We start from the raw sequence: 25,634 nt of genomic DNA, 5'->3' as shown, positions 1-25,634 counted from the left end.
ACATTGTTTCACAATTACAATCTTGCTATAATAAGTCTATGAAAAATGCGTCAGTTAATCTTTTACGAGGCCCTATTTTGCGGTCTCTTTTAATCTTTGCTCTACCAATTCTGATATCCAATATTTTCCAGCAACTCTACAATACTGCCGATGTCATGATTGTGGGTCATTTTCTAGGGCCAGATGCCTTGGCTGCTGTAGGAGCTTCTTCTGCTATTTTTGATTTGGTTATCGGCTTTGCTCTTGGCGTTGGAAATGGTATGGGAGTTGTTATCGCACGTTATTATGGAGCGCAAGACTATAGAAAACTTCGTCAGTCTGTCGCGGCCACAGTTGTCATCGGTCTGGGCTTAAGTGCCCTGGTTATGATTCTAGGACATTTCGGGCTCTATCCTTTGCTAAGATTTTTAGGGACGCCTACTTCTATCATTGGGCAGTCCTACCAGTATATTTCAATGATTGTCTCCTGTGTTGGGGTTACTTTGGGTTATAATCTGTGTGCAGGCCTCCTCAGAGCAGTTGGTGATAGTCTGACAGCCCTCTATTTTCTGATATTTTCGGCTCTGGTCAATATCGTTTTAGACCTTTTCTTTATTACACAGCTCCATCTTGGTGTTCAATCAGCAGGCTTGGCAACTATAATCTCACAGGGGCTTTCTGCTATCCTCTGTCTTTACTATATTAAGAAAAGAGTGACCTTTCTCCTACCACATAAGTCTGACTGTGTTCTTGATTCAAGCCTTTATCTGGACCTTTTGGGACAAGGGATGGCTATGGGGCTCATGAATTCTATTGTTTCTATTGGAACTGTGACCTTACAGTACGCCATTAATGGCTTCGGCTCTCTCATCATTAGCGCTCAGGTGTCAGCGAGACGAATTATGTCCTTTGCGGTTCTACCATTGACCTCCCTTGCTGCTGGGGTGACAACCTTCACCTCGCAGAATTTCGGAGCCCAACAGTTTAAACGCATTGTCGCTGGGTTAAAGCAATCCTGTCTTGTTTCTATAACTTGGTCTGTCATTGCTTGTGCCCTCCTCTATGTAACAAGCCCCTTCTTGGCTGGTCTTATTTCTGGGTCTGATAATGCTGTGATTATTGACAATGCCAGTCTCTACCTCCGTATCAGTTCTCTCTTTTATCCTATTTTAGGAATGCTCTTCATCTTTAGAAATAGCCTGCAAGGTCTAGGTAAGAAACTAACACCTTTAACCTCTAGCTTTATTGAGCTTTTTGGTAAAATTCTCTTTGTTGTTTTCGTCATTCCTTATATGGGCTACCTTGGCGTTATCCTATGTGAACCTTTGATTTGGATTCCTATGACTATTCAGCTCTATTTTTCTTTGAGAAAACATATCAGACGCTTGTTTGTCAGCAAGCCCCCTTTTTGAACAGCTTTAAGGTTACTCCAGATAGGTGAGTTTTTAAGTTTGTTATCTAGGAGTTCCTGAGAATCAGCTTGAACAATCAAGAGATCAGGGGTAATATCTTTTAGTTAATCTAGATCTATAACTTGGAACATATCATCTGGATTATAAGGTTTCGGCACGATTGAACTTATAAGTATCATACAGGTAACCAAAATGCCCGTAAGCATAGTATGGGAGACGTTTCGTAATAGTCCCAATTTTCATCGTTGTTGGTTTGGTAGCCAACAATCGGTGCAATTTCAGACAAATCCTCATAAAGATCTTCTCGCTCTCCTGTCATAAGGATTAAATCAGGTTTTAACTCAGCAATCTTGTCTAAATCTGGATTTCCCTGCTAACTAACTGAAATAACTTTTTTATCCTTGTATTGTTTCTTAAAGAAGGTTGAAAAGTCTTAACTATCAGTTTGACCGGTTGTCGCACCTATAAGAGTGATATACAATGGGCCTAAAATTTCACCATAGAGGTCGTCGAGGATAACGGTACATTTAGGAGCTTTTTTCAACTCCGTCCTATCAAAATCATGCACAATCGTCTTCTCTTTGAAAATATGACTTGTATTGTTTGACTTTGCATTTTGTCCTATCATGATATAATAAATAAACAACATTGTATTGGAGAATCATATGATATTTACACACATTTTCTTCGACCTTGATGGTACCCTTATAGATAGTTCTGAGGGCATCCACAATGGTTTTGTCCAAACCTTTGAAAGACTGGGCCTACCTGTTCCAAGCAATAAAAAAATTCGCACCTTTATGGGACCACCTCTAGAAGTCACATTCAGAGAAGAAATAAGCGAAGAAGGTGCTGCCCAAGCTGTTCAACTTTATCGTGACTATTATGAGAACAAAGGACAGTTTGAAGCTCATCTCTACGACGGTATAAAAGAAGTACTCGAGAAGCTGAGTCAAGATCCAAATAAGAAAATCTATATCACAACTTCCAAAAATGAGCCTACTGCTCGGAAAATGTGCAAATACCTTGGCATCACTGAGTTTTTTGACGACATCTATGGGGCCACACCTGCTACTTTCAACAAGGCTGACGTCTTGCAGCGTGCTATTACTGAAAATAATGCGAACAAAGACCATTCTGTCATTGTTGGCGACACCAAGTATGACATGATTGGAGGAAAAACCGTTGGTATCAAGACCTTGGCTGTTACTTGGGGATTCGGGACAAACGAAACCCTTTTGGAAGAAAATCCTGATTTTGTAGCTGATACTTCCCAAGAACTCTGGAATATTTTGAAATAACAATTGATACATAAAAAGAGCATGACTATACCATCATGCTCTTTTCTATCAAATCAAAATTACATCTGAACAATGATATCTAAGCAGATCTCTAAGGCCTTATCAAAAGCCTCTGAGCCCCAATTTCGTTGATTGTAATTGTCTATATCTGCTAGGGAATCAGCAGTAAACAGAAGCAAGCCCCAAATAGCTCCTCGAAGTTGAGCAACTGCTGCAAGAGATGCACACTCCATCTCTACAACACTACACCCCTCTTCAATCCGATAAGCAACTTTATCAGGTGTTTCTCTATAAAAGCCGTCTGTCGACCAGGTCATGACCTCTTCATAGGGGATTTTCTTTTGCTTTAAAGTTCTCTCAATGGCTCCAAGAGCTTGTGTATTCATGTCTATATAGCGAGAAGGCGCAACATAGTGGTAACTTGCACCTTCATCTCGCAATGCTCTCGTCGGAATCAAAAAGATATTCTCTGGCATGTCTACCAAGACACCACAAGTTCCAGTTGATATGATTTGCTTGACGCCACAACCAATCAACCAGTCCATAAATTGAGCTGCTGCAGCTGATCCTACTGGAGCTTGAGCCAAGCATATTTCCTCCCCATTGTAAGTCATAACATAAACAGGATAGATTTTGGTCGCAGAGACAAACTCACCAACTTTTTCAGCTCCAACAGAAGTCGCATAACGTTCTATTTCTTCCTCTAAAAAGGCGTAGACGCACCTAGCCGGCAAGTTCAAGTCTAAATCCTCATGTGTCGGCATAATCACAGCCTGAGGATTGTCATCAAACTCTAAAATTGGGATTTCATGTTTATGTATCATCTGTTGCCTCCTAAGTTTTAAGAATTATTATATCAAAAAATAACCAATGTAATATGATTTCATAGGAACTACTTCCCAAGAATTACAAAGAAAAACCAATTAAACAATGTACATAACTGAAAAGAAAGGACATAAATCTGCTTTAGTCAGAAACATGTCCTTTTTGTGTTTTATTTTAAGAAATATGATTTCAGTCGGCGTTTATTTCCACAAACCACCTAAAATCTGTTTTTCCAACAAATTTAAGTCTTCTTCTCTTATGTCACTATTGTCGCTAACGATATAGAGTTGGGCAAAGTAGGCCAATAAGGGACCTATACAAATACGAACCATTTGAGGAACCGTGATTTCAGGATTCACTCGTGAATCTGCTATCAATTCCTTGTGGAGTACTAATAATTTATCCTGAAGAGTATTCCAAATATAAAGTTGTTCTTTTCTCAGTTTCTTATTTGAAAAAATTTCCTGAAAAATAATTTTCATCAAAGCGCGATTCTTTTTGAGATAGGCCATACGATTTTGAACCAGATAATGCACCTTTTCTTCAGTCGTTTCTAAGGCTAAAAGTTCTTCAAAAAAACGACCGAAAAGTCCTGGAACAACAGGGTGCAAAATAGCTGTTAATAAATCTTCTTTAGTCTTGAAATACTTGAAGAGCGTTGCTTGGCTAAGTCCCGCATGTTTAGCAATTTGTAAGGTGGAGGTCCCATTGTAACTCTTAGTAGAAATCAAATCGACCGCCGCCTGCATGATTTTTTTCTTTCCCTTGGGATAGTCTGCACCCTTTAGATAAGCTTCAAACGACTCAAAAACACTCTCACTCATTTTCATCCTCGTATATTTATATTTTATACTTTACGGTAACGACGCAAGCCGACAATATTGAGAACTGTCAAAGCGACAAGGAAGACTAGTAGAACACCAATATATGGTAAAATATCTCCAAGTCCACGTCCGTAAAGAATAATCTGACTCATCGCATCACCTGAGTAGGTCAAAGGCAAGAATTTTCCTAGTGTTTTTGCCCAGTCTCCCATTGAATCAAGTGAAATGATTCCTGAGAAAAAGAGTTGCGGCATAATCACAAGAGGAATAAATTGCATCATCTGAAATTCTGATTTTGCCAAGGTAGACAAGAGAATTCCGAAGGCTAGTGCCACCAGAGCCAGTACAACATTAACTATTATAACATTTAACAGGCTTCCGACAACTTCAATGTTCAACAACCAGATGGCTGCTAGAACGACTACTGCTGTCTGCAGTATGGCAATAAGACCGTAAGACAACATATAGCCGTAAACGATTTCCGAACGTTTGACTGGGGTTGCCAGCAAACGATCTAGGGTTCCGCTAGTACGTTCTTTCAAGAGTGCCATACCTGAAATCAAAAAGACAAAGAAGAAAACGACGAACCCAATCAAAACAGGAATCATTTTAGCAAAGAAGCCGGTGTCCTCGTTACCATATTCATAAGATTCCTTAATTTCAGGAGATTTTACCTTTAGTTGTAATTGTGGAAGGGATTGCTTCACACGGGCTAATAATTGATTGGTGTCTTCACTAGCAATACTGGTGCGTAATACTTGTCGGGTCACCGAAGTTTTAGAGGCATCTGTATTGGCATAGGCTACATGATATTCACCATCCTTATAAGAGATAACTGCATCTACTTTTTCATCGTTTAAAGCCTCTTTAGCTTGAACCAAGTCTTTGTAGGTTTTGACACTGACATGTTCTAAGTCATCCATCCTACTTACCAAACTACTTGGCACATCTTGTGTCGCTAGCTTAACAGTCACCGTTGTACTAGCCGAAAACATGAGGTTCATCAGCCACATAATAAAGACTGGTGCCACAAACATTAGGGCCAGTGTCCGTTTGTCACGTAGTAATTCTTTGATAACTTTTTTTGCAATGGCAATTGTTCTCATTTCATTCTCCTTCTGCTTTCAAAAAGACTCCTTCAATACTTGAAACACCATAAGATTCTTTTAGCTTGGATGGTGTATCAAAGGCAATGATATTTCCACCTAATAGTAGTCCGACCTTATCTGTCAGCTCTGCTTCATCCATAACATGGGTTGTAACCAAGATCCCTACACCATTGTCTCTGAGTGTCATTAACTCTCTCCAAATTTTCTTTCGAAGAGAAGGGTCAATCCCAACTGTCGGTTCGTCCAGTATCAAGAGTTGCGGATTTCCTAAAAGCGCAATAGCCAGCGACAAGCGTCGTTTCATGCCCCCGGAATAACCAGAGACCGCCTGGTTTAAGTGATCTGTCAAATCTACCACTTGAGCTACATGGGCAATTTCAAATGACAAGTCTTTCTTAGAAAGTCCCTTGAGCTGACCGAAAAATTCCAAATTTTCTTGTCCTGACAAAGCTTCATATAGAGCATCTGACTGGGCCATATAGCCAATATCTCCCAGAATATGACGATTGGGCATGGTCTGGTCTAAGACTAAAGCGATACCGCTATCTGCCTTTTCCATCCCTAACATGGTTTTAATCATAGTTGATTTACCAGCACCAGAAGGACCGATTAGACCAATGATTTCCCCAGACTGTAATTCAAATCCAACATGGTCTAACACCATTTTATGACCAAAAGATTTTTCTAAATCTTGTAAATGTAGCAATGTTTTCATTTGCATCCTCCCAGGTGAGTGTTTACTCACTTTTTAAACACAAGGTTATTATAGTGAGTGTTCACTCACTTGTCAAGTGATGATTTGAATTTTTTTTAAATAAAAACACTGGATGATAGCATCCAATGTTTATGACAAAAACTTCTGATGTTAAGAATCTATTCACTATACTCTGAAATGATCTCTCCTATTCACTTTTTAAAGGCTCGTGAGAAGGAAGAATCTTGATTCTCATCCTTGGTATTGGAATATAAGAAATTATATTTACCATTCGGAAGATCACTAGCATCTAACTTTTTAGCCGCATCTTTCATATCTTGTTCTTTGACTGATTCATTATCATAAATAAAAATAGTCATATAAACCAACTCTTGATCAATCAAGGTTTGGTATGGAATTTAATAGTTACCAGCAAAGTCCTTCTTACCTGCTTTGAGATTGTCTGAGGTTAAGGTATCCAGATTTTTCTCCTTTTCATCATGACTGAAGTTAGATAGAAAACTAAAAAACCTAATAGGAAGACCGATTTTTTGTTTCTTCAATTGTTTTTCAATTTTCTTCTCAACTTTTTGGATAGATTTCTGCTTCAAAAACGATTCTTTATATTCTGGAACATTGCCATAAGAGTCACTTGACCCTTCTTCATGAATAGCCGTATTTTGCTCTAATGCTACTTTCTGGTTATCGTAAGTTTTCTCAGAATAGGTATAAGTCACGTGGTAAGTTGGTATTTCTAAGGCTGTCCAATACAAGTTAGTAATAGTAACCTTACCATGCAAACCTACTTTATTACAGTTCTCGACAATAACCCCTATGACCTTGTTGTAATCACTAGTCTTCATTTTTCTGAAACCAGTCAAAAACAAGGCTAAAAATAGTATGAGAAACGAAAGTAAACATTGATTGATTTTCTTTTTCATTGCTCTACCTCCTATAATCTAAAGAAAACAAACGCAAGGCAAGCAACTGGTAAAATCCATTTTTTGAAAATATGAAGAACATTACTAAGCAAATCTAAACGATTACAATATCTTATCTTTATTTTAACATTCTTTGAAATAAAGATAAGATGAAATTGGATTGGTTCTCTCCCTTCTTTTCTTAGTCCAGCCAACCATCGTACTCACCTAAGGAAAGTTTCAAAGAAGATTTTGTCTTTAATAAAAAAGACCGGATTACTCCAATCTTTTCACTTTTCTCTCTAAGAAAATCAAAGAGTAAACAAGGCGGAACCAAGTTTGATAGCAAATCCTTGCTCATCAAACTACGAAAAATCCTTTGGGACTTTTTCTAGGCTCTGCACTAGATTCCATCATTGAAAATTAAGGTTTCAATGATGAAATCGTCGGCAGTAACCTAATAAAGAAGTCTACAAATTTATCTTTGATTTTCGACGAGAGGAATTATTTGATTGCGCGTGATTGCAATCCTTCTTCTTCCAAGAAGAGGCGGAATGGTACGAGTTCTTCTGCTTCGTATTTTTCCTTAAATGCTTTGATGGCTTCTTCTGAGTGTTGTTTTGGATCCAACTCAAGTACTTCTACTGGAAGGGGACGGTGTTGCGTGATGCGGGCATCAATGACAACGGTCTTACCTTCTTTGTTCAATTTAACAGCTTCTGCAACGACTGCATCGATATCTTCGATACGGTTTACAGTGAACCCAACAGCACCTTGTGCTTCAGCAATTTTCGCATAGTCAGCATTAGGGAAGTCACAACCAAACAAGTGTTTGTTTGTGTCTTCGTATTTGTCCTTGATGAAGGCATATTTACCATTTGAGAAGACAACGTTGATAACTGGAAGGTCGTATTGAACGTTTGTGATAACGTCTGGGTAGCACATGTTGAATGCACCGTCACCCATGATGTTCCATACTTGGCGATCTGGATTGTCTTTCTTAGCAGCGATACCACCAGGAAGGGCAATACCCATTGTCGCAAAGAGTGGAGATGTACGCCACATGTTCTTAGGTGTCATGTGAAGGTGACGAGTAGATGTTTGAGTAGTGTCCCCTACGTCGATTGAGTAGATAGCGTCTTGATCAGCATGTTTGTTGATTGCATTGTAAACTTGATACAATTGCAATTCACCCTCAGTTTTACCTTCGAGTTTGTTCATGTAATCACGCCAGTTTTGGTTGTTCTTCACGTTTGCACGCCACCATGGAGTAGACTCAACTGGGTTTACTTTATCAAGGATAGCTTTGGCTGCTTGACCTGCATCACCAAGGATTGAAGCGTCAAGGGCATGACGTTTCCCAAGTTTGTAAGGGTCGATATCCACTTGGATGAATTTTTCAGTGTTCTTGAAGGCTTCATAAACTTCAGCAAATGGGAAGTTTGAACCAAGGAAAAGAACAGTGTCTGCTTCAAAGACTACTTCGTTCGCTGGTTTCCAACCAACACGGTATGCAGAACCTGTCAACCCTTCATAGTTCCATTCGAAAGCTTCAAAGTTTTTACCAGTTGTGATGATTGGTGCTTTGATTTTACGAGACAATTCAGTGATGACATCACCAGCACCAACTCCACCGAAACCAGCATAGATCACTGGGCGTTCCGCATTATTCAAGATTTCAACAGCTTTGTTGATCTCCGCTTCGTTCAAAGCAGGAGCGATGAAGCGGCGTTCGTAAGAACCTGATCCATAGTATGAGTTTTCGTCGATTTCTTGGAAACCAAAGTTTACTGGAATTTCAACAACAGCTGGACCTTTTTTAGAAACGGCAGCACGGCAAGCTTCGTCAATCACTTTTGGCAATTGTTCTGCATAAGCTACACGTTTATTGTATACAGCGATACCATTGTACATTGGGTTTTGGTTCAATTCTTGGAAAGCATCCATGTTGAGTTCGTTGTTTGGACGTGATCCAAGAATAGCAAGAAATGGAGTGTTATCCATAGCTGCATCATAAACACCATTGATCAAGTGAGTCGCACCAGGTCCACCTGAACCAACTGCAACCCCGATAGAGCCACCAAATTTCGCTTGCATTACTGCTGCAAGAGCACCAGTTTCTTCGTGGCGAACTTGCAAGAAACGGATATCTTTGTCTTCAGCCAAAGCGTCCATCAATGAGCTAAGTGTTCCTGATGGGATCCCATAGATCGTGTCTACGCCCCATGTTTTCAATACGTTCAACATTGCTGCAGATGCAATAATTTTCCCTTGAGTCATTCTAACTCTCCTTTATTTCTAATTTGATCCTGAAAAATGAAGCACAGCGCTTCTACTTCATCTTTGCGATCAAAGCTCGTCTTGAAAATTAATTTATTCTGATCATTCTCATGAAAACGTTTTACAAAACGATTATAGAACTAATTTAACACAAAGAGATTCACATGTATAAGGATCTGCTCAGAGATGCTCAATCCCTATTACATAACAGATGCTGAATTTGAGAAATTTTCACAAACTATCTTATAATAGGATATTTTATTATAAAATATATGCTTCTGTTTTCCCTTGTGGCTGTAAGAAAAGACAAAAAAGTGGTACAGAATCTTAAATGAATTCTGTACTACTTTTTTTGTTGAGTCTAATCAATTTTCGCAACATTGAGAAGCAGAGAACTAGTCAAAACAGACAAAGAACTAAGGGCCATGGCAAGACCTGCTAGTTCTGGATTAAGGGTCAATCCCAGTCCTACAAAGACTCCAGCAGCAATTGGAAGCCCAAGGATATTGTAGATAGAGGCCCAGAAGAGATTGAGTAAGATCCTGCGGAAGGTCTTTTGACTCATGTCAAAGGCGCGCACAACGCCAAGCAAATCATTTTGCGTGAGCACGATGCCACCGGACTCGATCGCAATATCCGTTCCAGATCCCATAGCGATCCCCACATCCGCGATCGAGAGAGCTGGAGCATCATTGATCCCATCTCCAACAAAGGCGACCTTGCTAGCTTCTTGCAGTTTTTGGATGGCGCTAGCTTTTTCTTGAGGAAGGACATCAGCAATGACGGTGTCAATTCCCACTTGCTTAGCAATAGCTTGGGCCACCCGTTCATTATCCCCCGTTAACATGACCGTTTTCAAGCCCCGTTCTTTAAGCTTTTTGATCGCTTCTTTTGAGCTGGCCTTTGGAGCATCTTGAATGGCAATCAAGCCAATCACTTGCCCATCCACAGCCAAATTGATCACTGTTTTGGCCTGCTCTTGCAAGTCTACCATCCGTTTTTCAAGCTCCGGATCCATCGCTGTCCCGTCATGAAGTTTACCATTTCCCAAGGTCACCAACTGCTGGTCGATCTGACCTTGGACCCCTTTTCCTTCAATCGCTTGGAAGTTTTCCACAGGCGATAACACCAAACCTTTTTCTTCTGCTTGGGATAACACCGCTTGGGCTAGTGGATGTTCTGAAAAAGTTTCAAGACTAGCAGCCAGTGTCAAGACACGCGCTTCATCTCCTACAACATCGGTTACAAGTGGTTGGCCAATGGTAATAGTCCCTGTCTTATCAAACACAACGGTTTGAATCTTTTGCACTTCTTGAAGAACTGTTCCATTTTTAATCAGAACCCCCATCTTGGCACTACGGCCGGTTCCGACCATCAGAGCTGTTGGGGTTGCTAAACCAAGGGCACAAGGACAGGCAATAATGAGGACAGAGACTGCATAGAGCATGGCCTCTTGAAGCGACGCGCCCAGAAGCACGGACCAAACCCAGAAAGTCGCAATGGCCAAAATCGTCACCACTGGAACAAAGATACCTGAAATCTTATCCGTCAAATCTTGAATGGGAGCACGACTGGATTGGGCCATTTTGACAAAGTCCACAATTTGAGATAAGAGGGTCTCACTACCGACTTTTTCAGCCTTAAAGAGAATGTTTCCATTGCTGTTGATAGTGGAGCCGATAACTGCATCACCAACTGATTTTTCCACAGGCAAGCTTTCACCTGTCACCATCGACTCATCAATGGTCGTACTTCCTTCTACAATCGTCCCATCAACCGCAATCTTTTCCCCAGGACGGACCCGAATCAAGTCATCAATTTGGATATCTTCTGCCGCCACCTCGACATAGTTCCCATCACGGAGAACTTGAGCCGTTTTTGCCTGCAAATCCAACAACTTTTCCACAGCCTCGGAGGCATTGTTACGCATCCGTTCTTCAAAGATTTGCCCTAAGAGGATAAAGAAGATGATAAAACCCGCAGCCTCAAAGTATACTGGCTGACCAGTAAAAAGGGCAAATACACTATAGACATAGGCTACCAGGGTTCCAAGAGCTACCAAGGTATCCATATTGGAATGGTGCTTCTTAAATGAGGCCCAGGCACTCTTGATAAAAGGTACTCCTGCTACCAACATGATCGGCGTTGTCGCTAGAAAAGTCCCCCAGCGACTGACTGGATGGGAGACAAATCCTGCCCACATCCCAATCATCAAGATCAATAAAGGAAGGGTAAAGATACTAGTAATCCAAAAGCGACCCCGTAAATTTAAGACACGACGGCGTTTTTCCACAACCGTGTAGGAACCCTTTTGCATCTTCATTCCACATGAAAACTCAAAGTCCCCTGTTTCTGTCGGGGTAAAGGATATCACCTTATCCACACCGACTTCCAAAGGCTCTAAAATCCCCTGATCTTCAAACAAAATTTCCTTGTAACAGCCGGAAGGATTGACCCGATGGAAGGTGATTTCAGCAGGGATCCCTTTTTGAAGTTGAAATTCTTTGGGACTATAGCCCTTTTCTGCTGTAATACGGATCTTTTGCACTCCGTTTTCCACAACTGCTTTTTGTTTTTCTACCATACCTACTCCTTTATTCCACAATCATTTGACCATGCATCATGTTCATTCCACATGAATACCCATATTCGCCCGCTTTTTCTGGCGTAATTTCAATGACATGTTTTTCACCTAAAGGCAAATCTTCATGAACGCCAAAATCTGGAAAGATCACTTGAGCCAGACATGAAGATGGATCCTTGCGATTAAAGATGATCCGGGCTGGAACATTCTTTTTCAGGACAATGGTTTCAGGCGAATAGCCCCCCATGACTTCGACTTCAATTTCTTGATAACCTGATTTCTGACGAGCGTGGCCGCTTACCTTTTCATGCTCTGCAAAGAACCACCAAGCAATAAAAGCAACCACAAGTAAACAAACAATACTAATCAACAATCCAAACATGGAATTTCCTTCTTTCTATGACATACAATTGCAAGGGACTGTTTCGACAGCCTCTGCTTTCTTTTCTTCCAGGACCTGCTGCAGCTGATTAAGATCTGCAAGCGTAAAGTCACTCGCCTGAATCAAGTTTTCAAGCACCTGTACAATTCTTTTTGAGCAAACCTTGTCTTTCACCTCCTCAACCACCAAGTCTAAACTCTGGTCCTGCGTCAACAATGCCGAGTAAACAAAGGCTTTGTCTGTTTTTTCTCTAGTCAAGCACCCCTTTTCCACCAAGCGGAACAAGAGGGTCTTGATGGTCGACTTCGACCAGTCAAAGCGCTCGGACAAGACGGCGATCAAATCCGTGCTGGTCTGCTTGCCTTCCATCCAGATTATCTTCATGATGCGCCATTCCGCATTGGAAATTTGCATGACCTCTCCTTTCTAAATCTACATTTGTAAACCTTACAATGTTATTCTATTCCTAATGTTTACATTTGTCAACCAAAAGTTATAAAAAAAACAAATCTTTCTTTGAAGATTTGTCTGGTTGGGCTTTTTCCACTCCCTATTTTTATCTCCCTAAATTGTCAAATTAAGTTAAATTTTTCATGTAACTCAGAAAAGCTTGGTATGGTGTTTGATAATTCAAAGACTTCCTAGGAAGTCTATTTCTTTTATCAGCTGTAGCTGATAAATAATTTTGAGAAATATTCGTAAAATCTATTTGTTTAGGTAGTCCATTTCGTCTTAATAAGCCATTAGAATGTTCATTGAGACCTCGTTGCCCAGGACATCCTGGATCCGCAAAGAAAATATCAATGTCATGTGCATTCGAAATAGATTTCCAATTAGAAAATTCTTTTCCGCAATCAAAAGTGATCGACTTAATTCGTTACTCTATCACAATCATAGCCTTGATGGTCTTGCGTTCATCCATATCTTTATAGGCCTGATTAATATCTTCCAATTTATAACTTGTCGTAAAGACTCGTCCTGGATTGATGTCGCCATCAAGAACAGCTTTTAACAAAACTTGTTTATCATAGGTTGTGACAGAGGCTGGTCCCCCACCAATCGTTGTATTTTGTCCAAAAGTTGATCCAATGGCACGATTTTCATAGTGTGGAACGCCAACAAACCCCATACGACCACCATTATGAAGGACACCAAGAGCTTGTTCTACTGCTACTTCAGTACCAACACATTCAAGGGCAGCATCTGCTCCTCCACCAAGGATTTCACGGACCTTAGCAATGCCTTCTTCACCACGCTCCGCAACAACTGCAGTCGCACCTGACTCCAAAGCCATTTTTTGACGATCTTCATGACGACTCATAAGGACAATTTGTGAGGCACCACGCATCTTAGCTGCGATGACAGCACATTGACCAACAGCCCCATCTCCGATAACGACTACCTTATCACCCTTTTGCACATTAGCCACACGCGCCGCATGGTAACCCGTCGGCATGACATCAGCCAGTGTCAAAAGCGACTTGAGCATGCCTTCACTATAATCTGAAGGTTGCCCAGGAATTTTGATAAGGGCCCAGTTGGCAAAGTGGAAACGGATATACTCAGCCTGCACGCCCCCAGACCAGTTATTACCTAGGTGGTTATCACAAGAGCCATCAAAACCAGCACGACAGGCATCACACTGTCCACAACCATGTGTGAAAGGGGAAATGACAAAGTCACCTGGTTTTACTGTAGTAACTTCCTCACCAACTTCCTCGACAATTCCGATAGCCTCATGACCGCTATTTCTATGTCCTTCTTCTATTTCCGGATTACGGTAACTCCAAAGGTCCGATCCACAAACACAGGTACGAACGATGCGAAGAATGACATCATCTGGTACTTTGATGTGCGGACGATCAATTTCTGCTAGACCAACTTTCCCAGCTTTGGTATAAACTGCTGATTTCATTTATTTACCCCAGTTTCTTTTTGATACTATTAGTATACTCTTTTCATTAAGGTTTCGCTTAAACCAGATATTTAATGATAATGATAATCATGTCCATGATTTTGTTCAACTTCCAACTTCTCAATTTTACGCTTGTGAGATCGGTGAGTTGCCAAGTCTTCATCAACTTCGATGGTGACATTTTGAAAGCCCCTCTCTTGGAGCAAGTTTCGGATAGACTCTTTACAAACCTCCATATGCTTGACATGCTCCAGACAAACATGGACAATGGCGTTCTTTTCCAAACCATCCATGGTCCAAAGATTGAGTTGATTGATACTAGCGACATGGTCCAACTCTGCCAAATCTTTCTTGATCTTCTGTATATCCACTCCTTCTGGAACGGCATCGAGGAAAATCTTAAGCGTGCTCCAAAAACGTGGAATGGCTTTGGACAGAATAAAGATGGAAATGGCAAGAGATAAGAGCGGATCCAGAATATACCAGTCGGTAAATCGGAGAACAATGGCCATTAGGATAACAGCCACCCACCCCAAGGTATCTTCCAGAAAGTGCAGGCTGAGAATGGATTCATTCTTGGTCTGCCCCTTGCGAATGACCAGACTCGCCAGCACATTGACACTGATAGCAAACATTCCCAACCAAAGAAGCCCTTCGTCATTGACGGGCTGAGGGTGGAAAAGCTTGCTTACATTTTCCAAAATCACCATACCAGACCCGGTCATCAGAATGACTGCCGTTACTAAAGCCCCTAATAAGCTAAAGCGCTTGTAGCCTAGGGTATAGTGACTATCTTCTTGACGATTGGAGATCGTTTCTAGAAAGGCCGAGAGGCCAATGGCTAGAGCATCCCCCAAGTCATGGACTGAATCAGCGAGAACCGCACTGGAACCAAAAATTCCACCCGCAATAAACTCAACAATGGCAAAGCTTAGATTTAAGAAAAAAGCTAACCAAACCGCACGTTTTGTCTTCATTATATTACTTCCTTTGTTATAATAGATTCATGAACATCATGTTCATTATCTATTATCCAATACTATCAACAGAAAGGATAGGGGCAAACCGTTCGCTATGTATGTTACTGAACAGTTTGTTCATAGTGTCCATATGACTGCACAAGATCGTCGCATTACAAAGACTCGAAAAGCTATCTATAATGCTTTTTTACAATTACTAAACCTTAAAGACTACGAGACTATCACTGTTCAGGAAATCATTGATTTAGCCGACGTCGGGCGCTCGACCTTTTATAGTCATTACGAAAGTAAGGAATTATTGATGGATGAACTCTGCCAAAAACTCTTTCACCACCTCTTTGAGCGCAATAATCAACTCTCTACTCATGACTACCTGGCCCATATCTTTCAGCATTTCAAGAAAAATCAGGACCATGTGACCAGTCTCTTGCTCTCCAAAAACGATTATTTTATCCGGCAACTGCGCAAAGAGCTAGAACATGATGTCTACCCGATGGTCGCTGATGAACTGATTCACTCACACCCCAACATTCCTCACTCCTATCTCAAGCACCTGGTCGTCAGCCACTTCATTGAAACTCTCAGCTGGTGGCTAAAAAAAGGAAAATCCTATAGCGAACAGGAAGTGGTCCAATTTTATTTGGAGATTTTAAACGTCGCTTCTAACTAAGGTGCGACTTTACATCATGTATCATAAAAAGGAAAACTATGCTTCTCCCCATTCTTCTCAGCTTTTTCACAGCTTTCTTGGCCCTTGCTTTTGCACTTCTTCATTTATTAGTCAGCGTTTCCGAATTAAAAAGGGCAAGAAGACCCTTGGAATTTACCTACTTTTTCTAGGAAGTAGCCTTGCGACCTTCTCTCTCATTCTCTACTTCTTTTTGCCGATTGTCACACTATCTCTTTGGATGATTGGCTGTGGGTTGATTTGCTACGGAGCCTATTGGAATGGCAAGCACAAAAAAACTTCAATCCAGCCCGCCATGTCATTCGGATTGGAATCGCTCTGATTCTTACCATTTTATTAGCCCTCATCTAAGAAAAACTCAAGTTTTATCAATGAAAACTTGAGTTTTTTGGTAGTTACGAAATAAATAAGGAATTAAACATCCTGCTTTTCTTTAAACATTTTGACATTATTTTGGCAGTAATCCATTAATTTCCGTGCTTTTTCAAATGTATATCCTTTTTCAGATACAGACTTGACTTTCTTTTCATCAAAGTAGTAGCCAGTCAAGCCCCTGACTTCCTCTGATAAGGTGAGATAATAGCCTGTTTCGATTCCCTGATCTAAATCTTTTGACAGAGACTTCATCAGGCGTCCAAAGAGAGACTTTTTCGTCTTTTCATCACTGGAATCATTCCCTAAGTTAGTTGAAATCAAGCCGGGATGATAGGCATTGATGGTGATGTTTGAAGCTTTTAAAAAGAATTTCCTTGCCAAATAACGTGTCATCCAGATGGTGTAGAGCTTGGAATTATTATAGGCCAATCCTGGATTGTATTCTTTCTCAAATTGAAAGTCCAAATCCTTGACCTTGGCAAAATGATGCATATAGGAAGAAGTATTAATGACACGGCCGTCAGCTGCTTTTTCTAACAAGGGACTTAGCTCAGTTGTTAAAATATAGGGAACCAGAACGGATAACATAAATGTCAACTCGACATTTTCAGCACTCGCTTTTCGGTCTTTTCCTGCATACAGGCCTGCATTGTTAAACAAGACATCGATACGTTGAAAGTCTCGCTTGATTTCCTCCACAAATCGATAAACATCGTCTAATTTTGAAAAATCTGCCAAGTAGCTAGAAACTCTATCTCTCAAGGAGACTGAACGAACCTCTTGAAGCGCCAACTCCAGTTTTTGAGGATTTCGACCATGAAGGATGACCTGATGCCCTTCACTGGCCAGTTTCTTTGCCAAATGTTTACCAATACCGTCAGTAGCACCTGTAATCAGAATTGTTTTGACCATCTTAGTCCCCCAAGAAAGCAATGAGTTCTTTTGAAAACTCCTCTGCATATTGGAAGATCGAACCGTGGCCAGCATTTGGATAGATAATCAGCTTACTATCTTTTATTTTCTCATGCATATCATAAGAATTTTCTGTTGGAATCTGCATATCCTTATCCCCGTTGACGATTAAGGTTGGTTGAGTGATAAATTTTAGGTCGTCTTGAGGATCTTTCCCCCAACGTTTAATAGCTTTGAGTTGAGTCAAGAAACCAGGCACACTCATGTCTTTGTCCGCAAATTCCTTTGTTCTCATACCCATTCGTCCTAGTACTTTCAAAGCTTCGATTTTTCCTTGTTCATCATGATTATAGAAGATATAGCGTTTAGGATCGATACGCTCGAGTCCCGCTTTAAACATATAGTTAAATGTTTTCCCTGTGACCTTATCGACCTCTTTTCCACCTCGAGGTCCTGTTCCAGCCAAAATCAAACGGCTCACTAGAGTAGGATTTATTCGGATGATTTCTTGGGCAATCATACCTCCCATAGAAAGACCGAGGAGGTTGATTTTATCGTAACCAACCGCTTTTACAAAGTCAATTGTCTGCTCAGCCATTCCAGGTATAGTCGGAGCCACTTTTCCTTGACTGGCTCCAACACCAGGAAGATCGACTACAATGACATGGTGCTTTTCAGCAATTAAGTCTAATAGTTTTGGATCCCAGTTATCGAGAGTTGCTGCCAAATGGACCAGCATCAGAAGAGGTAGTTTTGATTTGACTTTACTGAGTTCGCGATAGGCAATTTGATTTCCTTGGACAGTGATGTATTGATTTTTAGTTGTAAGATATGACATTGTTTTTCCTTTTTATTTCTTAAAGCTGAGGACTGTTTTTCCACGTGAGCGCCCATTAGCGACCTTGTCTAAGGCGCTATTCACTTCTTCAAATGGATAAACTGTGTCGATAGATGGTTTGATTTCCAATTTGCTAAAGAGATCTGCTACCTCTTGTAATTGAGCGCCATTGCTTTCTACAAAGATAAAATGGTAGTGAACGCCGTATTTGTCAGCCATCTTATCAAATTTACGACCAGCTAGTCCAAGTAGGATCTGTTTCCATTTTGGCAGGTTCATCCGTTTGGCAAAGGCACCGTTTGGCATGGCACGAAGGGAAACAAGCTGACCACCTTTTTTCATGATAGACATTTGTTTTTCAGTCTCAGCGCCCCCAAGGGTATCGAGGACATAATCAACCTGGCTAACAGTTTTTGTATAATCCTCTATTTTGTAATCGATAAAGCGATCTGCTCCAAGGTTCAACACCCGATCAGCGCTATCTCCAGCCCCATTGGTGATGACTTTCAAACCTTTGGCCTTGGCAATTGGAATGGCCATTCCACCGACACCTCCAGTACCACCAGAGATAAAGATGGTCTTGCCAGCTTGAGCTCCCATGAGTTCTAGGGATTGCATGATAGTCAAGGCAGTAAGCGGAACAGCAGCAGCTTCTTCGTCAGATAGATAATCTGGAACTTTGGCTAGAGCCTGACTGTCTACGGCTACATACTCGGCAAAGGCACCAATATGGTCAAGTGGGAGACGTCCAAAAACTCGGTCACCGACTTTGAGGTTTTTGACTTGTGTGCCGGTCTCTTCAATGATACCGACCACTTCATTTCCTGCAGTTTGTGGGAGTTTGTAAGGAACAATCATCTTGACCTCTCCTCGGGAAATCATGTTATCCAGAGGATTGACACCAGCTGCGGTGACTTTGACCAAAACTTCTTTGTCTGTGATACTCGGTTTAGCGACTTCTGTGATATTCAGTGTGATATTCTTTTTGTTATAAGTAGTATGTTGTGCGGCTTTCATTGTCTTCTCTTTTCTTTTTTTATTGTATCTGATAAAGATACATGTCTGGTCTTTTTAAAACTGATCTGCATGCAAATCAGTTTCGTTTTTGTTTGGCTTCTTTATAAAGATTGTCAATGACATCTTCTAAGGTTTGGTGGGCTAGTTCCTTCTCAAGTTGAGCTTCAGCACTAACAAATAGTGGCGAAACGGCAGCTTGGATATGTTTTCCCACTGGGCAATCCAGATTGCTATTTTGATGGACGGGAAATAAGCTGATGTGGCTGACTTCTTGTGTGGCAAAATAAATGTTAAGTAAGGTGATGTCCTTTGGCGATTTACTAGGTTGGTAGCCCGTTTTTCCTTGCTGAGACTGGATCAGTCCAGCATTTTTCAATAAGGCAACCACCTTACGAATATAACTAGCGTTGGTCCCAACGCTCTCAGCCAGTGCTTGTGAACTTAAGGTTTCCTTACTCTCACTAATCATGGTTAGGATGTGCAAGGCTACTGAAAATTTCGTATCCATAAAAACTCCTTTAGATATCTTGTATCTGATACAATAACAAGTTTAACACAAATAAAAAGAAAAGCAAGACTTTTGCTTCACTTTTTTTAAAAATTATCAGGCCATGTGACTTGTTGTCAAACTCTAAAATGGGAATCGTGTGTTGCTAAATCATAGACCACCTCTTGTAAATTTGTACTATTGTACCAAAAGCTGACGAAGTATCAAAGAGTTGTCTATAGTAATCCAGAAGACTTCTCTTCCATGCATATAAGAAATTGTTGCACTGCTGGAGAAGTTGGCCTCTACCTTCCATTTCTATTTCATAATACTATTTTTACTTTTTTATTCATTATACAAGTAAGACTGAAGAAAATGCAATTAAAATCCTTAAAAAGTCTTTGTAAACTGCAATAAAATGGCCATAAAATCAGATTTCTTTATAGAACAACAGAAAAAGGAGCGGATATGATATCCTACTCCTTATTCTTATGGCTCTATAATTTCTGTAGTGGGTAAAACCACTGTAGAGATTATAGAGCTTTTTTAAGTGTACACAAAAAGTCCCATAAGAACTATAATGAAAAGCGACAAAACCATCATTAGGAAGAACTTATGAGACTTATTAAGAATACCACAGAATTAATCGGAATTAAAGACCAAAATATCATTATTTCACTTGTTTTTGAAACTGACACTCATATAGAGATTCAAGCAAAACTCGATTACCCTGCACCATCATGTCCTCACTGCCATGGAAAGATGATCAAATATGACTTTCAAAAAAACTCTAAAATCCCTCTTCTCGAGCAAGCTGGAACGCCGACACTACTACGTCTGAAAAAACGTCGTTTCCAGTGTAAAAGTTGTAGGAGAGTAACGGTGGCTGAGACATCTATCGTTGAGAAAAACTGCCAAATCTCTAATCTGGTCCAACAAAAGGTTACACAACTCCTAACTGAGAAGGTGTCACTAACTGATATTGCCAGAAGACTTCGTGTGTCAACGTCCACTGTCTATCGTAAGCTTGACCAGTTCACTTTCAAGAAACATTATGACAAACTTCCAGCTGTTATGTCCTGGGATGAGTTTGGGTTCAAGAAAGGGGAATTAGCTTTTGTGGCACAAAACTATGAGACAAACAAACTCATAACTATCCTTGATAATCGCCGTCAAACCACTATTCGAAACTACTTTTTGAAGTATCCATTGAAAGCTCGACAAAAGGTGCAGTTTATCACGATGGATATGTCTGGGGCTTATATTCCACTAGCCAAAAAACTTTTCCCAAACGCCGAAATCATTATTGATCGTTTCCACATTATCCAGCACCTTGGTAGAGCATTTTTAAAGACTAGAATTGCAACCATGAACCAGTTCGATAAGAAGTCACTACCTTATCGAGCCTTGAAAAATCATTGGCGACTTTTCCAAAAGGACAGCCGTAAACTATCTCTCAACTCTTTTTATTCAAAGACTTTCCGCCAAACTTTAGCACCACATGAAGTTGTTGAGAAGACACTAGGCTTTTCAAAAGAGCTTACTGACTACTATACACTTTATCAGCTTTTGCTTTTTCACTTTCAGGAGAAGAGAGTAGACGAGTTTTTTGAGTTAATAGAGGAGAACATGAGCAAGGTCAATCACTATTTTCAAACGGTCTTTAGAACTTTTCTTAGACACAAACAATACATCCAGAATGCGCTAGAAACAGACTATTCAAACGCGAAACTGGAGGCTACCAACAAGTTGATTAAAGACATCAAACGGTTGGGCTTCGGTTTTAGAAACTTCATCAACTTTAAGAAACGTGTCTTCATCACTCTGAACATAAAAAAAGAGAAGACCTATCAGGTCCTCTCTAGATGTTAGCTTTTCGTCACCCACTACAGTTGACAAAGAGCCGAGTTCTTGCCATAAGCTGAAGTTAATCCTTCAATCTGGAAAACCCGCAGAGGTGACTTTTTCTATACATCTCGATTTTTCTGGCAATAATCATTAACCGATAAATATGTCTGTGAATCACCCAGCGACTCCGCTATGTCCATAATCCGCGGTGGTAGTAATCCCACTCGCTGGACAAGTTCGTGATCGCTGAACAATTCCCGTGGACTGCCGGCGAAGCCAAACTTCCCGTGTTCCATAACATACACCGACTCAAACTCGGCGGCGACCCAATCCATGTCATGGGTGATGGTCACAACTTGGTGGCCCGAATCAGCCAACTCATGGAAAATTGCGGTCAACTTGCGCCGGCTTTCCCAATCAAGCGACATCATCGGCTCATCAAATAAATAAATCGCCGGATCCACTGCCAAAACTGTGGCAACGCTCAACAGCTTGCGTTCCGACAATGACAAGTCATATGGACTTTCAGCTGTTTTATCATCTAAGCCAACTCTTTTTAGAGCCGCTAAAGCCCGCCTCGTAATCGTGTCGTGGTCATCCATGACCTGCGCGACACTCCACTCCACCTCTCGTTGAACGGTCGGGTTGAAAAGCTGATCGTCAGGATTCTGAAAAGTAATCCCAACCTTCAGTAACTTTTCGACTGGTTTAAGATCATTAAAATTTTCTCCATCGATCTTAATCACACCGGTTTGTGGTGTCAGCAAGCCCGTCAACAATTTGAAGAGCGTTGATTTGCCGGCACCATTTTGGCCGACAATCGCCACCATCGGATCGGCGAAGTGTTTGTCTTCAACATCCAAGCTAAAGGACCGTTCCGGATAAGTGAACGTCAGGTGGTTCAGTTCAATTGTGGACATAACGAACCTCCTTCAGATCAGCGTAATTCACCGGATACCGGCCATCAGCCAAGTGCCAATCCATTTTTTGAGCAAGTTGCTGGATTGTCGGGGCTGGAATCTGCCAGTCAGCTGCCAAATGATTAAACACCTCACCCGGCCTGCCCTGGGCTACCATTTGACCCTCGTGCAGCACCCACACAACGTCGGCGACTTCGCACAAATCGTCAATTTCACTGGTGACAATGAAGACAGTCGTCTCTTTGACTTGGGCCAGCCATTGGAAAAATTGTCGGCGGCCAAGGGGATCCATCTCACTAGTCGGATCATCCATAATCAAAACAGCCGGGTTAGCCGCAATCGCCGTAGCAATTGCCAACCGCTGGATCTGACCACCGGAAAGGCTCTCGGGACGCAAATTCAGCTGTTCAATCAGCCCCATTTGCGTGGCAACTGCTTCAACCCGTTTTTGAATCAGTCCTTCAGCCATTCCCTGATTAATCAAGTCAAAGGCGATTTCATCGGCAACCGTGTCTGCCAACCCGCTTAGTTGGCCAGCTGGATTTTGCAGTACAACTCCATTCATGGCATTATAAACGGGCCAATTGTCGGACACTCGTTGGCCAAACATGTGCCAGTCGCCCTCAATCTCAGCAGACACAATTTTGGGAATGACCCCTGCCAGCACACGGCACAAAGTCGATTTGCCGGAGTGGCTATTCCCGATAATCCCAACCACCTGGCCGGTATGAACCTCCGCGTTAATCTGACGCAGTTGTGGTTGCTCAGTACCCGGATAACGGGTGGTCAAATTTTCAATTACAATCCGTTTATCTTCGTCCATATCTTCCACCCAATCAATAAAATTGCCAATCCAGTCAGACCAATGTGCAGCGTCCGCGACAGGCGATACACGCGCTGGGAGGTTCTGACAGTCCGGTTGAGATTATCAAAACCTCTCAGTTGGAGAGAAATCGACCGCGCCATCGATTGATCCAAGGTCTTAATCACCAATGGAATTAGAACCGGCAGGACTGACTTTAATTTCTGAATCAACGTTTTTTGCGGATTGGTTCCGCGAACTTTTTGTGCCTGCTGGATTTTCCGCATATTGCGCATCATTTCCGGCAAAATATAACACACCGACATCAGAACGTAGACGGTTTTATAAGACAATCCGGACAGTTCCAAATAGGCCGCGTTTTCTGAAATACTCGTGGTCACCATAAAAAAGCCACTTGTCAAAATAATCACCAATACTCGACAACCCAGAGTGGCGGCGTAAATCAGGCCTTCTTTGTAGAACGACACCCCAAGCACAGAAAACAGCACAGTTTGATTCCGACTGTAAAATAGCCCTTGGATGATCAGCATGGTGCAAATCAGAAACAGGCTGAATCCCAGCGCCTTAAAGATGGTAGAACTCAATTTGGAAAATAACAATAGCAGTGTTGCGGCAAGAATTAATCCGGCCTGAAGCAATAAATTCATACTGGCAAAGCTCAACAACGTCATGTCCAAGATGAACAAGAGCTTAGTAATCGGATCGATCACCTGGTACCACTTGAGCTTGACCCGTGGCGCTCCAGAAATAAATGTTTGATCAGTCATCATTTATCATCGCTAAAGAAGTGCACCATCCGCTTCGGCAGCTGACGATAGATGAAGAATGCCAGGTAGGCCACGCAGACTTTATCCAAAATATCCAAGATAAATTCATCGGTAAATGAGGCCAGCCACACTGGTGCATGATTGGCGACCATTACCGCAAACAATGAGTCACCCCAAGCGATACCGGTCTGACCACCCCAAAAGATGACGTTGAGTGGCGTTGAAATGACAGCTGAAACGAAGGCAATAATAATAGCAGAAACAAATACTCGTCGCGCTGACGAGAACCACCCATTGGCGTGCAAAACTCCAACAGCAATCCCAATTCCGATGCTGGTAATCGCATACACGGTTGAAATTGGCGATAAGGTCAGCCCATAGATCACGTTGTTGATGAAACCACTGATGGCACCGGCAACCGGCCCAGCCAACATGCTGGCAAGAAAGGTTCCCAAAGACCCCAGCCAAACGGGCAACTTTAACCCCTCCGCCAAGGCTTTGGCAACATAGTTAATCCCCACGGCAGCGGGAATCAAAGTCATGGTGGCAGCACTTAACTTAAATTTCCACATACTGGTACGATGAATCGGTTCTGTTTTCATAATCTTCTCCTTTTGTTTTTAAAGAGCCGTGTCAGGAATGACTTTCGGACGCAACGCTCTAAAGAATAGTTAATAGAACTATTTAGTCTTTTCACAAATCAACCATAGTCGACATAGATTAATATAGTAAAATTACTATTTCAAAGTTCACACTCCTATCATACGCTTATTTTCAAAATTGTCAAGTTTTTTCTGAAAATTCTTCAAAAAATATGAAAAAATTTAAAATGCCTAGCTGAGCTAGACATCTTTGATTGGGATTTTGTTTTAATTGCTATCACTAATATTTCTATGCTGTTGTCATTGACCGAAATTTAGTCCATGATATATATTTCACCACGGCTATAAAGGGAAGCCTTACCTGCAAGGTAAATCCTATCTCCCTCTATACGACAAAGGAGGAGTCCACTCCTTTCAGAGGCTTGGTAGGCCCTAAATTCTGCTTGTGCCAACTTATTAGCCCACAAAGGAATGACATGACAGTGTCCTGAGCCACAGACTGGATCTTCCTTGACTGATAATTTTGGAGCGAAACTTCGAGTTACAGTATCATAGTTGCTTCCTCTCGCGGTGATATTCAGGAGGAGCCCATCTAAAGCTTTTACTTTATCAAAATCTGGACTTGCATTAATGACATCGTTTTCATGTGGCAAGATACAGACTAGATCTCTTCCAAGCCATGCTTCAAGTGGACGGACCCCGATTGCTTCTTCCATCTCACTTGTGACAACTACTTGATGCATAGCGTATGATGGAAAATTCAGCTCATAGTAGTCATCTTTTTTACTGACTAAAAGTTCTCCACTCTGTGTCGCAAAAGTTAGACTTTCAGCATCCTCTTCGATAAATTGAAAGAGAACAAAAGCCGTTGCCAAGGTAGCATGGCCACACAAATCGATTTCTCCACCGGGAGTAAACCAACGTAATTCGTAGTGGTCGCCATCTTTAACTGTAAAGGCTGTCTCAGAAAGATTGTTTTCTTTAGCGATATTCTGTAAGGTAGTATCTGACAACCATTCGTCCAGAAGACAAACAGCCGCTGGGTTCCCCTTAAAAACGGTATCTGTAAAAGCATCTACAATAAATTGCGGGATGGTATACTGACTAATTGGCATGAAGGGCTCCTTAATTTGTTACCTTTATTATATCTGA

General features: G+C 41.4%; 25 protein-coding genes and 4 pseudogenes. 5 read left to right on the top strand and 24 right to left on the bottom strand.

Going from position 1 to position 25,634, the window contains the following annotated elements; genetic code table 11:
- The first annotated feature begins 38 nt into the window (after positions 1–38).
- Positions 39–1,391 carry an MATE family efflux transporter gene (locus tag EL076_RS04730; RefSeq protein ID WP_126429438.1) on the top strand — a complete coding sequence of 451 codons (1,353 nt, stop codon included), beginning with the start codon at positions 39–41 and terminating at the stop codon, positions 1,389–1,391.
- Between the two features lie 175 nt (positions 1,392–1,566).
- Here the strand turns inward: EL076_RS04730 and EL076_RS10260 are convergent.
- A pseudogene (locus tag EL076_RS10260) lies at positions 1,567–1,749 on the bottom strand (hypothetical protein); the annotation flags it as partial.
- A gap of 75 nt (positions 1,750–1,824) precedes the next feature.
- A complete protein-coding gene (locus tag EL076_RS10255) occupies positions 1,825–2,040 on the bottom strand; it encodes a hypothetical protein (RefSeq protein WP_232009684.1) in 216 nt (71 codons plus the stop codon).
- A 16-nt stretch (positions 2,041–2,056) separates the two neighbouring features.
- Here EL076_RS10255 and EL076_RS04725 point away from each other — a divergent pair, with 16 nt between their 5' ends.
- A complete protein-coding gene (locus EL076_RS04725; RefSeq protein WP_126429436.1) occupies positions 2,057–2,692 on the top strand; it encodes an HAD-IA family hydrolase in 636 nt (211 codons plus the stop codon).
- Between the two features lie 59 nt (positions 2,693–2,751).
- Here the strand turns inward: EL076_RS04725 and EL076_RS04720 are convergent, their stop codons facing one another.
- The 13 genes and pseudogenes from EL076_RS04720 to EL076_RS04660 all read right to left on the bottom strand — a co-directional run bounded on the left by EL076_RS04720 (position 2,752) and on the right by EL076_RS04660 (position 15,202).
- On the bottom strand, positions 2,752–3,516 hold the full coding sequence (locus tag EL076_RS04720) for a nucleoside phosphorylase (RefSeq protein ID WP_126429434.1): 765 nt from the start codon (positions 3,514–3,516) through the stop codon (positions 2,752–2,754).
- 201 nt (positions 3,517–3,717) lie between these two features.
- Positions 3,718–4,341, bottom strand: coding sequence for a TetR/AcrR family transcriptional regulator (locus tag EL076_RS04715; protein WP_003092576.1), 624 nt, complete (start codon positions 4,339–4,341; stop codon positions 3,718–3,720).
- A gap of 23 nt (positions 4,342–4,364) precedes the next feature.
- Positions 4,365–5,447 (bottom strand): ABC transporter permease, encoded by a 1,083-nt coding sequence (locus tag EL076_RS04710; RefSeq protein WP_126429432.1) that lies wholly within the window; start codon positions 5,445–5,447, stop codon positions 4,365–4,367.
- Position 5,448: 1 nt separating this feature from the next.
- Positions 5,449–6,165: an ABC transporter ATP-binding protein gene (locus EL076_RS04705; RefSeq protein WP_126429430.1), complete on the bottom strand. Its 717-nt coding sequence runs from the start codon at positions 6,163–6,165 to the stop codon at positions 5,449–5,451.
- A 191-nt stretch (positions 6,166–6,356) separates the two neighbouring features.
- Positions 6,357–6,524, bottom strand: coding sequence for a hypothetical protein (locus EL076_RS10250; protein ID WP_003092967.1), 168 nt, complete (start codon positions 6,522–6,524; stop codon positions 6,357–6,359).
- Between the two features lie 39 nt (positions 6,525–6,563).
- Entirely contained in the window at positions 6,564–7,085 is a 522-nt protein-coding gene (locus tag EL076_RS10245) for a hypothetical protein (protein ID WP_126429428.1), read from the bottom strand.
- A 483-nt stretch (positions 7,086–7,568) separates the two neighbouring features.
- Positions 7,569–9,344, bottom strand: a complete 1,776-nt coding sequence (gene spxB, locus EL076_RS04690) for a pyruvate oxidase (RefSeq protein ID WP_126429426.1) — start codon at positions 9,342–9,344, stop codon at positions 7,569–7,571.
- Between the two features lie 361 nt (positions 9,345–9,705).
- Positions 9,706–11,928 carry a heavy metal translocating P-type ATPase gene (locus EL076_RS04685; protein WP_126429424.1) on the bottom strand — a complete coding sequence of 741 codons (2,223 nt, stop codon included), beginning with the start codon at positions 11,926–11,928 and terminating at the stop codon, positions 9,706–9,708.
- Positions 11,929–11,938: 10 nt separating this feature from the next.
- On the bottom strand, positions 11,939–12,310 hold the full coding sequence (locus tag EL076_RS04680) for a cupredoxin domain-containing protein (RefSeq protein ID WP_003093093.1): 372 nt from the start codon (positions 12,308–12,310) through the stop codon (positions 11,939–11,941).
- 15 nt (positions 12,311–12,325) lie between these two features.
- Positions 12,326–12,724, bottom strand: a complete 399-nt coding sequence (locus EL076_RS04675) for a CopY/TcrY family copper transport repressor (RefSeq protein ID WP_126429422.1) — start codon at positions 12,722–12,724, stop codon at positions 12,326–12,328.
- A 163-nt stretch (positions 12,725–12,887) separates the two neighbouring features.
- Positions 12,888–13,181: pseudogene (locus EL076_RS04670) on the bottom strand (IS30 family transposase); the annotation flags it as partial.
- 6 nt (positions 13,182–13,187) lie between these two features.
- The gene (locus EL076_RS04665; RefSeq protein WP_126429420.1) at positions 13,188–14,225 is read right to left on the bottom strand and encodes a zinc-binding dehydrogenase; all 1,038 of its coding nucleotides are present in this window, start codon (positions 14,223–14,225) and stop codon (positions 13,188–13,190) included.
- 71 nt (positions 14,226–14,296) lie between these two features.
- Positions 14,297–15,202 (bottom strand): cation diffusion facilitator family transporter, encoded by a 906-nt coding sequence (locus tag EL076_RS04660; RefSeq protein ID WP_003092452.1) that lies wholly within the window; start codon positions 15,200–15,202, stop codon positions 14,297–14,299.
- Between the two features lie 133 nt (positions 15,203–15,335).
- Between EL076_RS04660 and EL076_RS04655 the strand changes: the two genes are divergently transcribed.
- Both EL076_RS04655 and EL076_RS10480 read left to right on the top strand, forming a co-directional pair.
- Positions 15,336–15,875 carry a TetR/AcrR family transcriptional regulator gene (locus EL076_RS04655; protein WP_225901349.1) on the top strand — a complete coding sequence of 180 codons (540 nt, stop codon included), beginning with the start codon at positions 15,336–15,338 and terminating at the stop codon, positions 15,873–15,875.
- Positions 15,876–15,913: 38 nt separating this feature from the next.
- A pseudogene (locus EL076_RS10480) lies at positions 15,914–16,244 on the top strand (glucuronide permease).
- A gap of 63 nt (positions 16,245–16,307) precedes the next feature.
- Here the strand turns inward: EL076_RS10480 and EL076_RS04645 are convergent.
- The 4 genes from EL076_RS04645 to EL076_RS04630 form a co-directional block, all read right to left on the bottom strand.
- Positions 16,308–17,180, bottom strand: coding sequence for an SDR family NAD(P)-dependent oxidoreductase (locus EL076_RS04645; protein ID WP_003092413.1), 873 nt, complete (start codon positions 17,178–17,180; stop codon positions 16,308–16,310).
- A 1-nt stretch (position 17,181) separates the two neighbouring features.
- Complete coding sequence (locus EL076_RS04640; RefSeq protein ID WP_003092491.1) at positions 17,182–18,018, bottom strand: alpha/beta fold hydrolase; 837 nt, start codon at positions 18,016–18,018, stop codon at positions 17,182–17,184.
- 12 nt (positions 18,019–18,030) lie between these two features.
- Complete coding sequence (locus EL076_RS04635) at positions 18,031–19,035, bottom strand: NADP-dependent oxidoreductase (RefSeq protein WP_003092806.1); 1,005 nt, start codon at positions 19,033–19,035, stop codon at positions 18,031–18,033.
- A gap of 76 nt (positions 19,036–19,111) precedes the next feature.
- On the bottom strand, positions 19,112–19,543 hold the full coding sequence (locus EL076_RS04630) for an Rrf2 family transcriptional regulator (RefSeq protein WP_003092884.1): 432 nt from the start codon (positions 19,541–19,543) through the stop codon (positions 19,112–19,114).
- Between the two features lie 594 nt (positions 19,544–20,137).
- Here EL076_RS04630 and EL076_RS04620 point away from each other — a divergent pair.
- Positions 20,138–21,387: pseudogene (locus tag EL076_RS04620) on the top strand (ISL3 family transposase).
- A 102-nt stretch (positions 21,388–21,489) separates the two neighbouring features.
- On the opposite strand, the gene EL076_RS04615 reads toward EL076_RS04620, so the two are convergent.
- The 5 genes from EL076_RS04615 to EL076_RS04595 all read right to left on the bottom strand — a co-directional run bounded on the left by EL076_RS04615 (position 21,490) and on the right by EL076_RS04595 (position 25,597).
- Positions 21,490–22,290: an energy-coupling factor ABC transporter ATP-binding protein gene (locus EL076_RS04615; protein ID WP_003092894.1), complete on the bottom strand. Its 801-nt coding sequence runs from the start codon at positions 22,288–22,290 to the stop codon at positions 21,490–21,492.
- Positions 22,277–23,113, bottom strand: a complete 837-nt coding sequence (locus EL076_RS04610; protein ID WP_003092707.1) for an ABC transporter ATP-binding protein — start codon at positions 23,111–23,113, stop codon at positions 22,277–22,279. Before EL076_RS04610 ends, EL076_RS04615 begins: the two co-directional genes overlap by 14 nt.
- Positions 23,089–23,880, bottom strand: a complete 792-nt coding sequence (locus EL076_RS04605) for an energy-coupling factor transporter transmembrane component T (protein WP_003092653.1) — start codon at positions 23,878–23,880, stop codon at positions 23,089–23,091. The genes EL076_RS04610 and EL076_RS04605 overlap by 25 nt, the downstream gene beginning before the upstream one ends.
- Positions 23,880–24,482 (bottom strand): membrane protein, encoded by a 603-nt coding sequence (locus EL076_RS04600; RefSeq protein ID WP_003092778.1) that lies wholly within the window; start codon positions 24,480–24,482, stop codon positions 23,880–23,882. Before EL076_RS04600 ends, EL076_RS04605 begins: the two co-directional genes overlap by 1 nt.
- A gap of 314 nt (positions 24,483–24,796) precedes the next feature.
- Positions 24,797–25,597 (bottom strand): PhzF family phenazine biosynthesis protein, encoded by an 801-nt coding sequence (locus EL076_RS04595; RefSeq protein ID WP_003092900.1) that lies wholly within the window; start codon positions 25,595–25,597, stop codon positions 24,797–24,799.
- Between the last annotated feature and the right edge of the window lie 37 nt (positions 25,598–25,634).

The organism is Streptococcus vestibularis (assembly GCF_900636445.1).
Classification (GTDB): Bacteria; Bacillota; Bacilli; order Lactobacillales; family Streptococcaceae; genus Streptococcus; species Streptococcus vestibularis.
This window is presented reverse-complemented; position numbering and strand designations above follow the sequence as displayed.

Excerpts from the sequence above, each read along its gene's own strand:
- EL076_RS04595 (WP_003092900.1), bottom strand. The coding sequence starts at position 25,597 with ATGCCAATTAGTCAGTATACCATCCCGCAATTTATTGTAGATGCTTTT.
- EL076_RS10245 (WP_126429428.1), bottom strand. The coding sequence starts at position 7,085 with ATGAAAAAGAAAATCAATCAATGTTTACTTTCGTTTCTCATACTATTT.
- EL076_RS04665 (WP_126429420.1), bottom strand. The coding sequence starts at position 14,225 with ATGAAATCAGCAGTTTATACCAAAGCTGGGAAAGTTGGTCTAGCAGAA.
- EL076_RS04685 (WP_126429424.1), bottom strand. The coding sequence starts at position 11,928 with ATGGTAGAAAAACAAAAAGCAGTTGTGGAAAACGGAGTGCAAAAGATC.
- EL076_RS10255 (WP_232009684.1), bottom strand. The coding sequence starts at position 2,040 with ATGTTGTTTATTTATTATATCATGATAGGACAAAATGCAAAGTCAAAC.
- EL076_RS04645 (WP_003092413.1), bottom strand. The coding sequence starts at position 17,180 with ATGGTCAAAACAATTCTGATTACAGGTGCTACTGACGGTATTGGTAAA.
- EL076_RS04615 (WP_003092894.1), bottom strand. The coding sequence starts at position 22,290 with ATGTCCACAATTGAACTGAACCACCTGACGTTCACTTATCCGGAACGG.
- EL076_RS04675 (WP_126429422.1), bottom strand. The coding sequence starts at position 12,724 with ATGCAAATTTCCAATGCGGAATGGCGCATCATGAAGATAATCTGGATG.
- EL076_RS04725 (WP_126429436.1), top strand. The coding sequence starts at position 2,057 with ATGATATTTACACACATTTTCTTCGACCTTGATGGTACCCTTATAGAT.
- EL076_RS04730 (WP_126429438.1), top strand. The coding sequence starts at position 39 with ATGAAAAATGCGTCAGTTAATCTTTTACGAGGCCCTATTTTGCGGTCT.
- EL076_RS04655 (WP_225901349.1), top strand. The coding sequence starts at position 15,336 with ATGACTGCACAAGATCGTCGCATTACAAAGACTCGAAAAGCTATCTAT.
- EL076_RS04710 (WP_126429432.1), bottom strand. The coding sequence starts at position 5,447 with ATGAGAACAATTGCCATTGCAAAAAAAGTTATCAAAGAATTACTACGT.
- EL076_RS04640 (WP_003092491.1), bottom strand. The coding sequence starts at position 18,018 with ATGTCATATCTTACAACTAAAAATCAATACATCACTGTCCAAGGAAAT.
- EL076_RS04660 (WP_003092452.1), bottom strand. The coding sequence starts at position 15,202 with ATGAAGACAAAACGTGCGGTTTGGTTAGCTTTTTTCTTAAATCTAAGC.
- EL076_RS10250 (WP_003092967.1), bottom strand. The coding sequence starts at position 6,524 with ATGACTATTTTTATTTATGATAATGAATCAGTCAAAGAACAAGATATG.
- spxB (WP_126429426.1), bottom strand. The coding sequence starts at position 9,344 with ATGACTCAAGGGAAAATTATTGCATCTGCAGCAATGTTGAACGTATTG.
- EL076_RS04630 (WP_003092884.1), bottom strand. The coding sequence starts at position 19,543 with ATGGATACGAAATTTTCAGTAGCCTTGCACATCCTAACCATGATTAGT.
- EL076_RS04600 (WP_003092778.1), bottom strand. The coding sequence starts at position 24,482 with ATGAAAACAGAACCGATTCATCGTACCAGTATGTGGAAATTTAAGTTA.
- EL076_RS04610 (WP_003092707.1), bottom strand. The coding sequence starts at position 23,113 with ATGGACGAAGATAAACGGATTGTAATTGAAAATTTGACCACCCGTTAT.
- EL076_RS04605 (WP_003092653.1), bottom strand. The coding sequence starts at position 23,880 with ATGACTGATCAAACATTTATTTCTGGAGCGCCACGGGTCAAGCTCAAG.
- EL076_RS04705 (WP_126429430.1), bottom strand. The coding sequence starts at position 6,165 with ATGAAAACATTGCTACATTTACAAGATTTAGAAAAATCTTTTGGTCAT.
- EL076_RS04720 (WP_126429434.1), bottom strand. The coding sequence starts at position 3,516 with ATGATACATAAACATGAAATCCCAATTTTAGAGTTTGATGACAATCCT.
- EL076_RS04635 (WP_003092806.1), bottom strand. The coding sequence starts at position 19,035 with ATGAAAGCCGCACAACATACTACTTATAACAAAAAGAATATCACACTG.
- EL076_RS04715 (WP_003092576.1), bottom strand. The coding sequence starts at position 4,341 with ATGAGTGAGAGTGTTTTTGAGTCGTTTGAAGCTTATCTAAAGGGTGCA.
- EL076_RS04680 (WP_003093093.1), bottom strand. The coding sequence starts at position 12,310 with ATGTTTGGATTGTTGATTAGTATTGTTTGTTTACTTGTGGTTGCTTTT.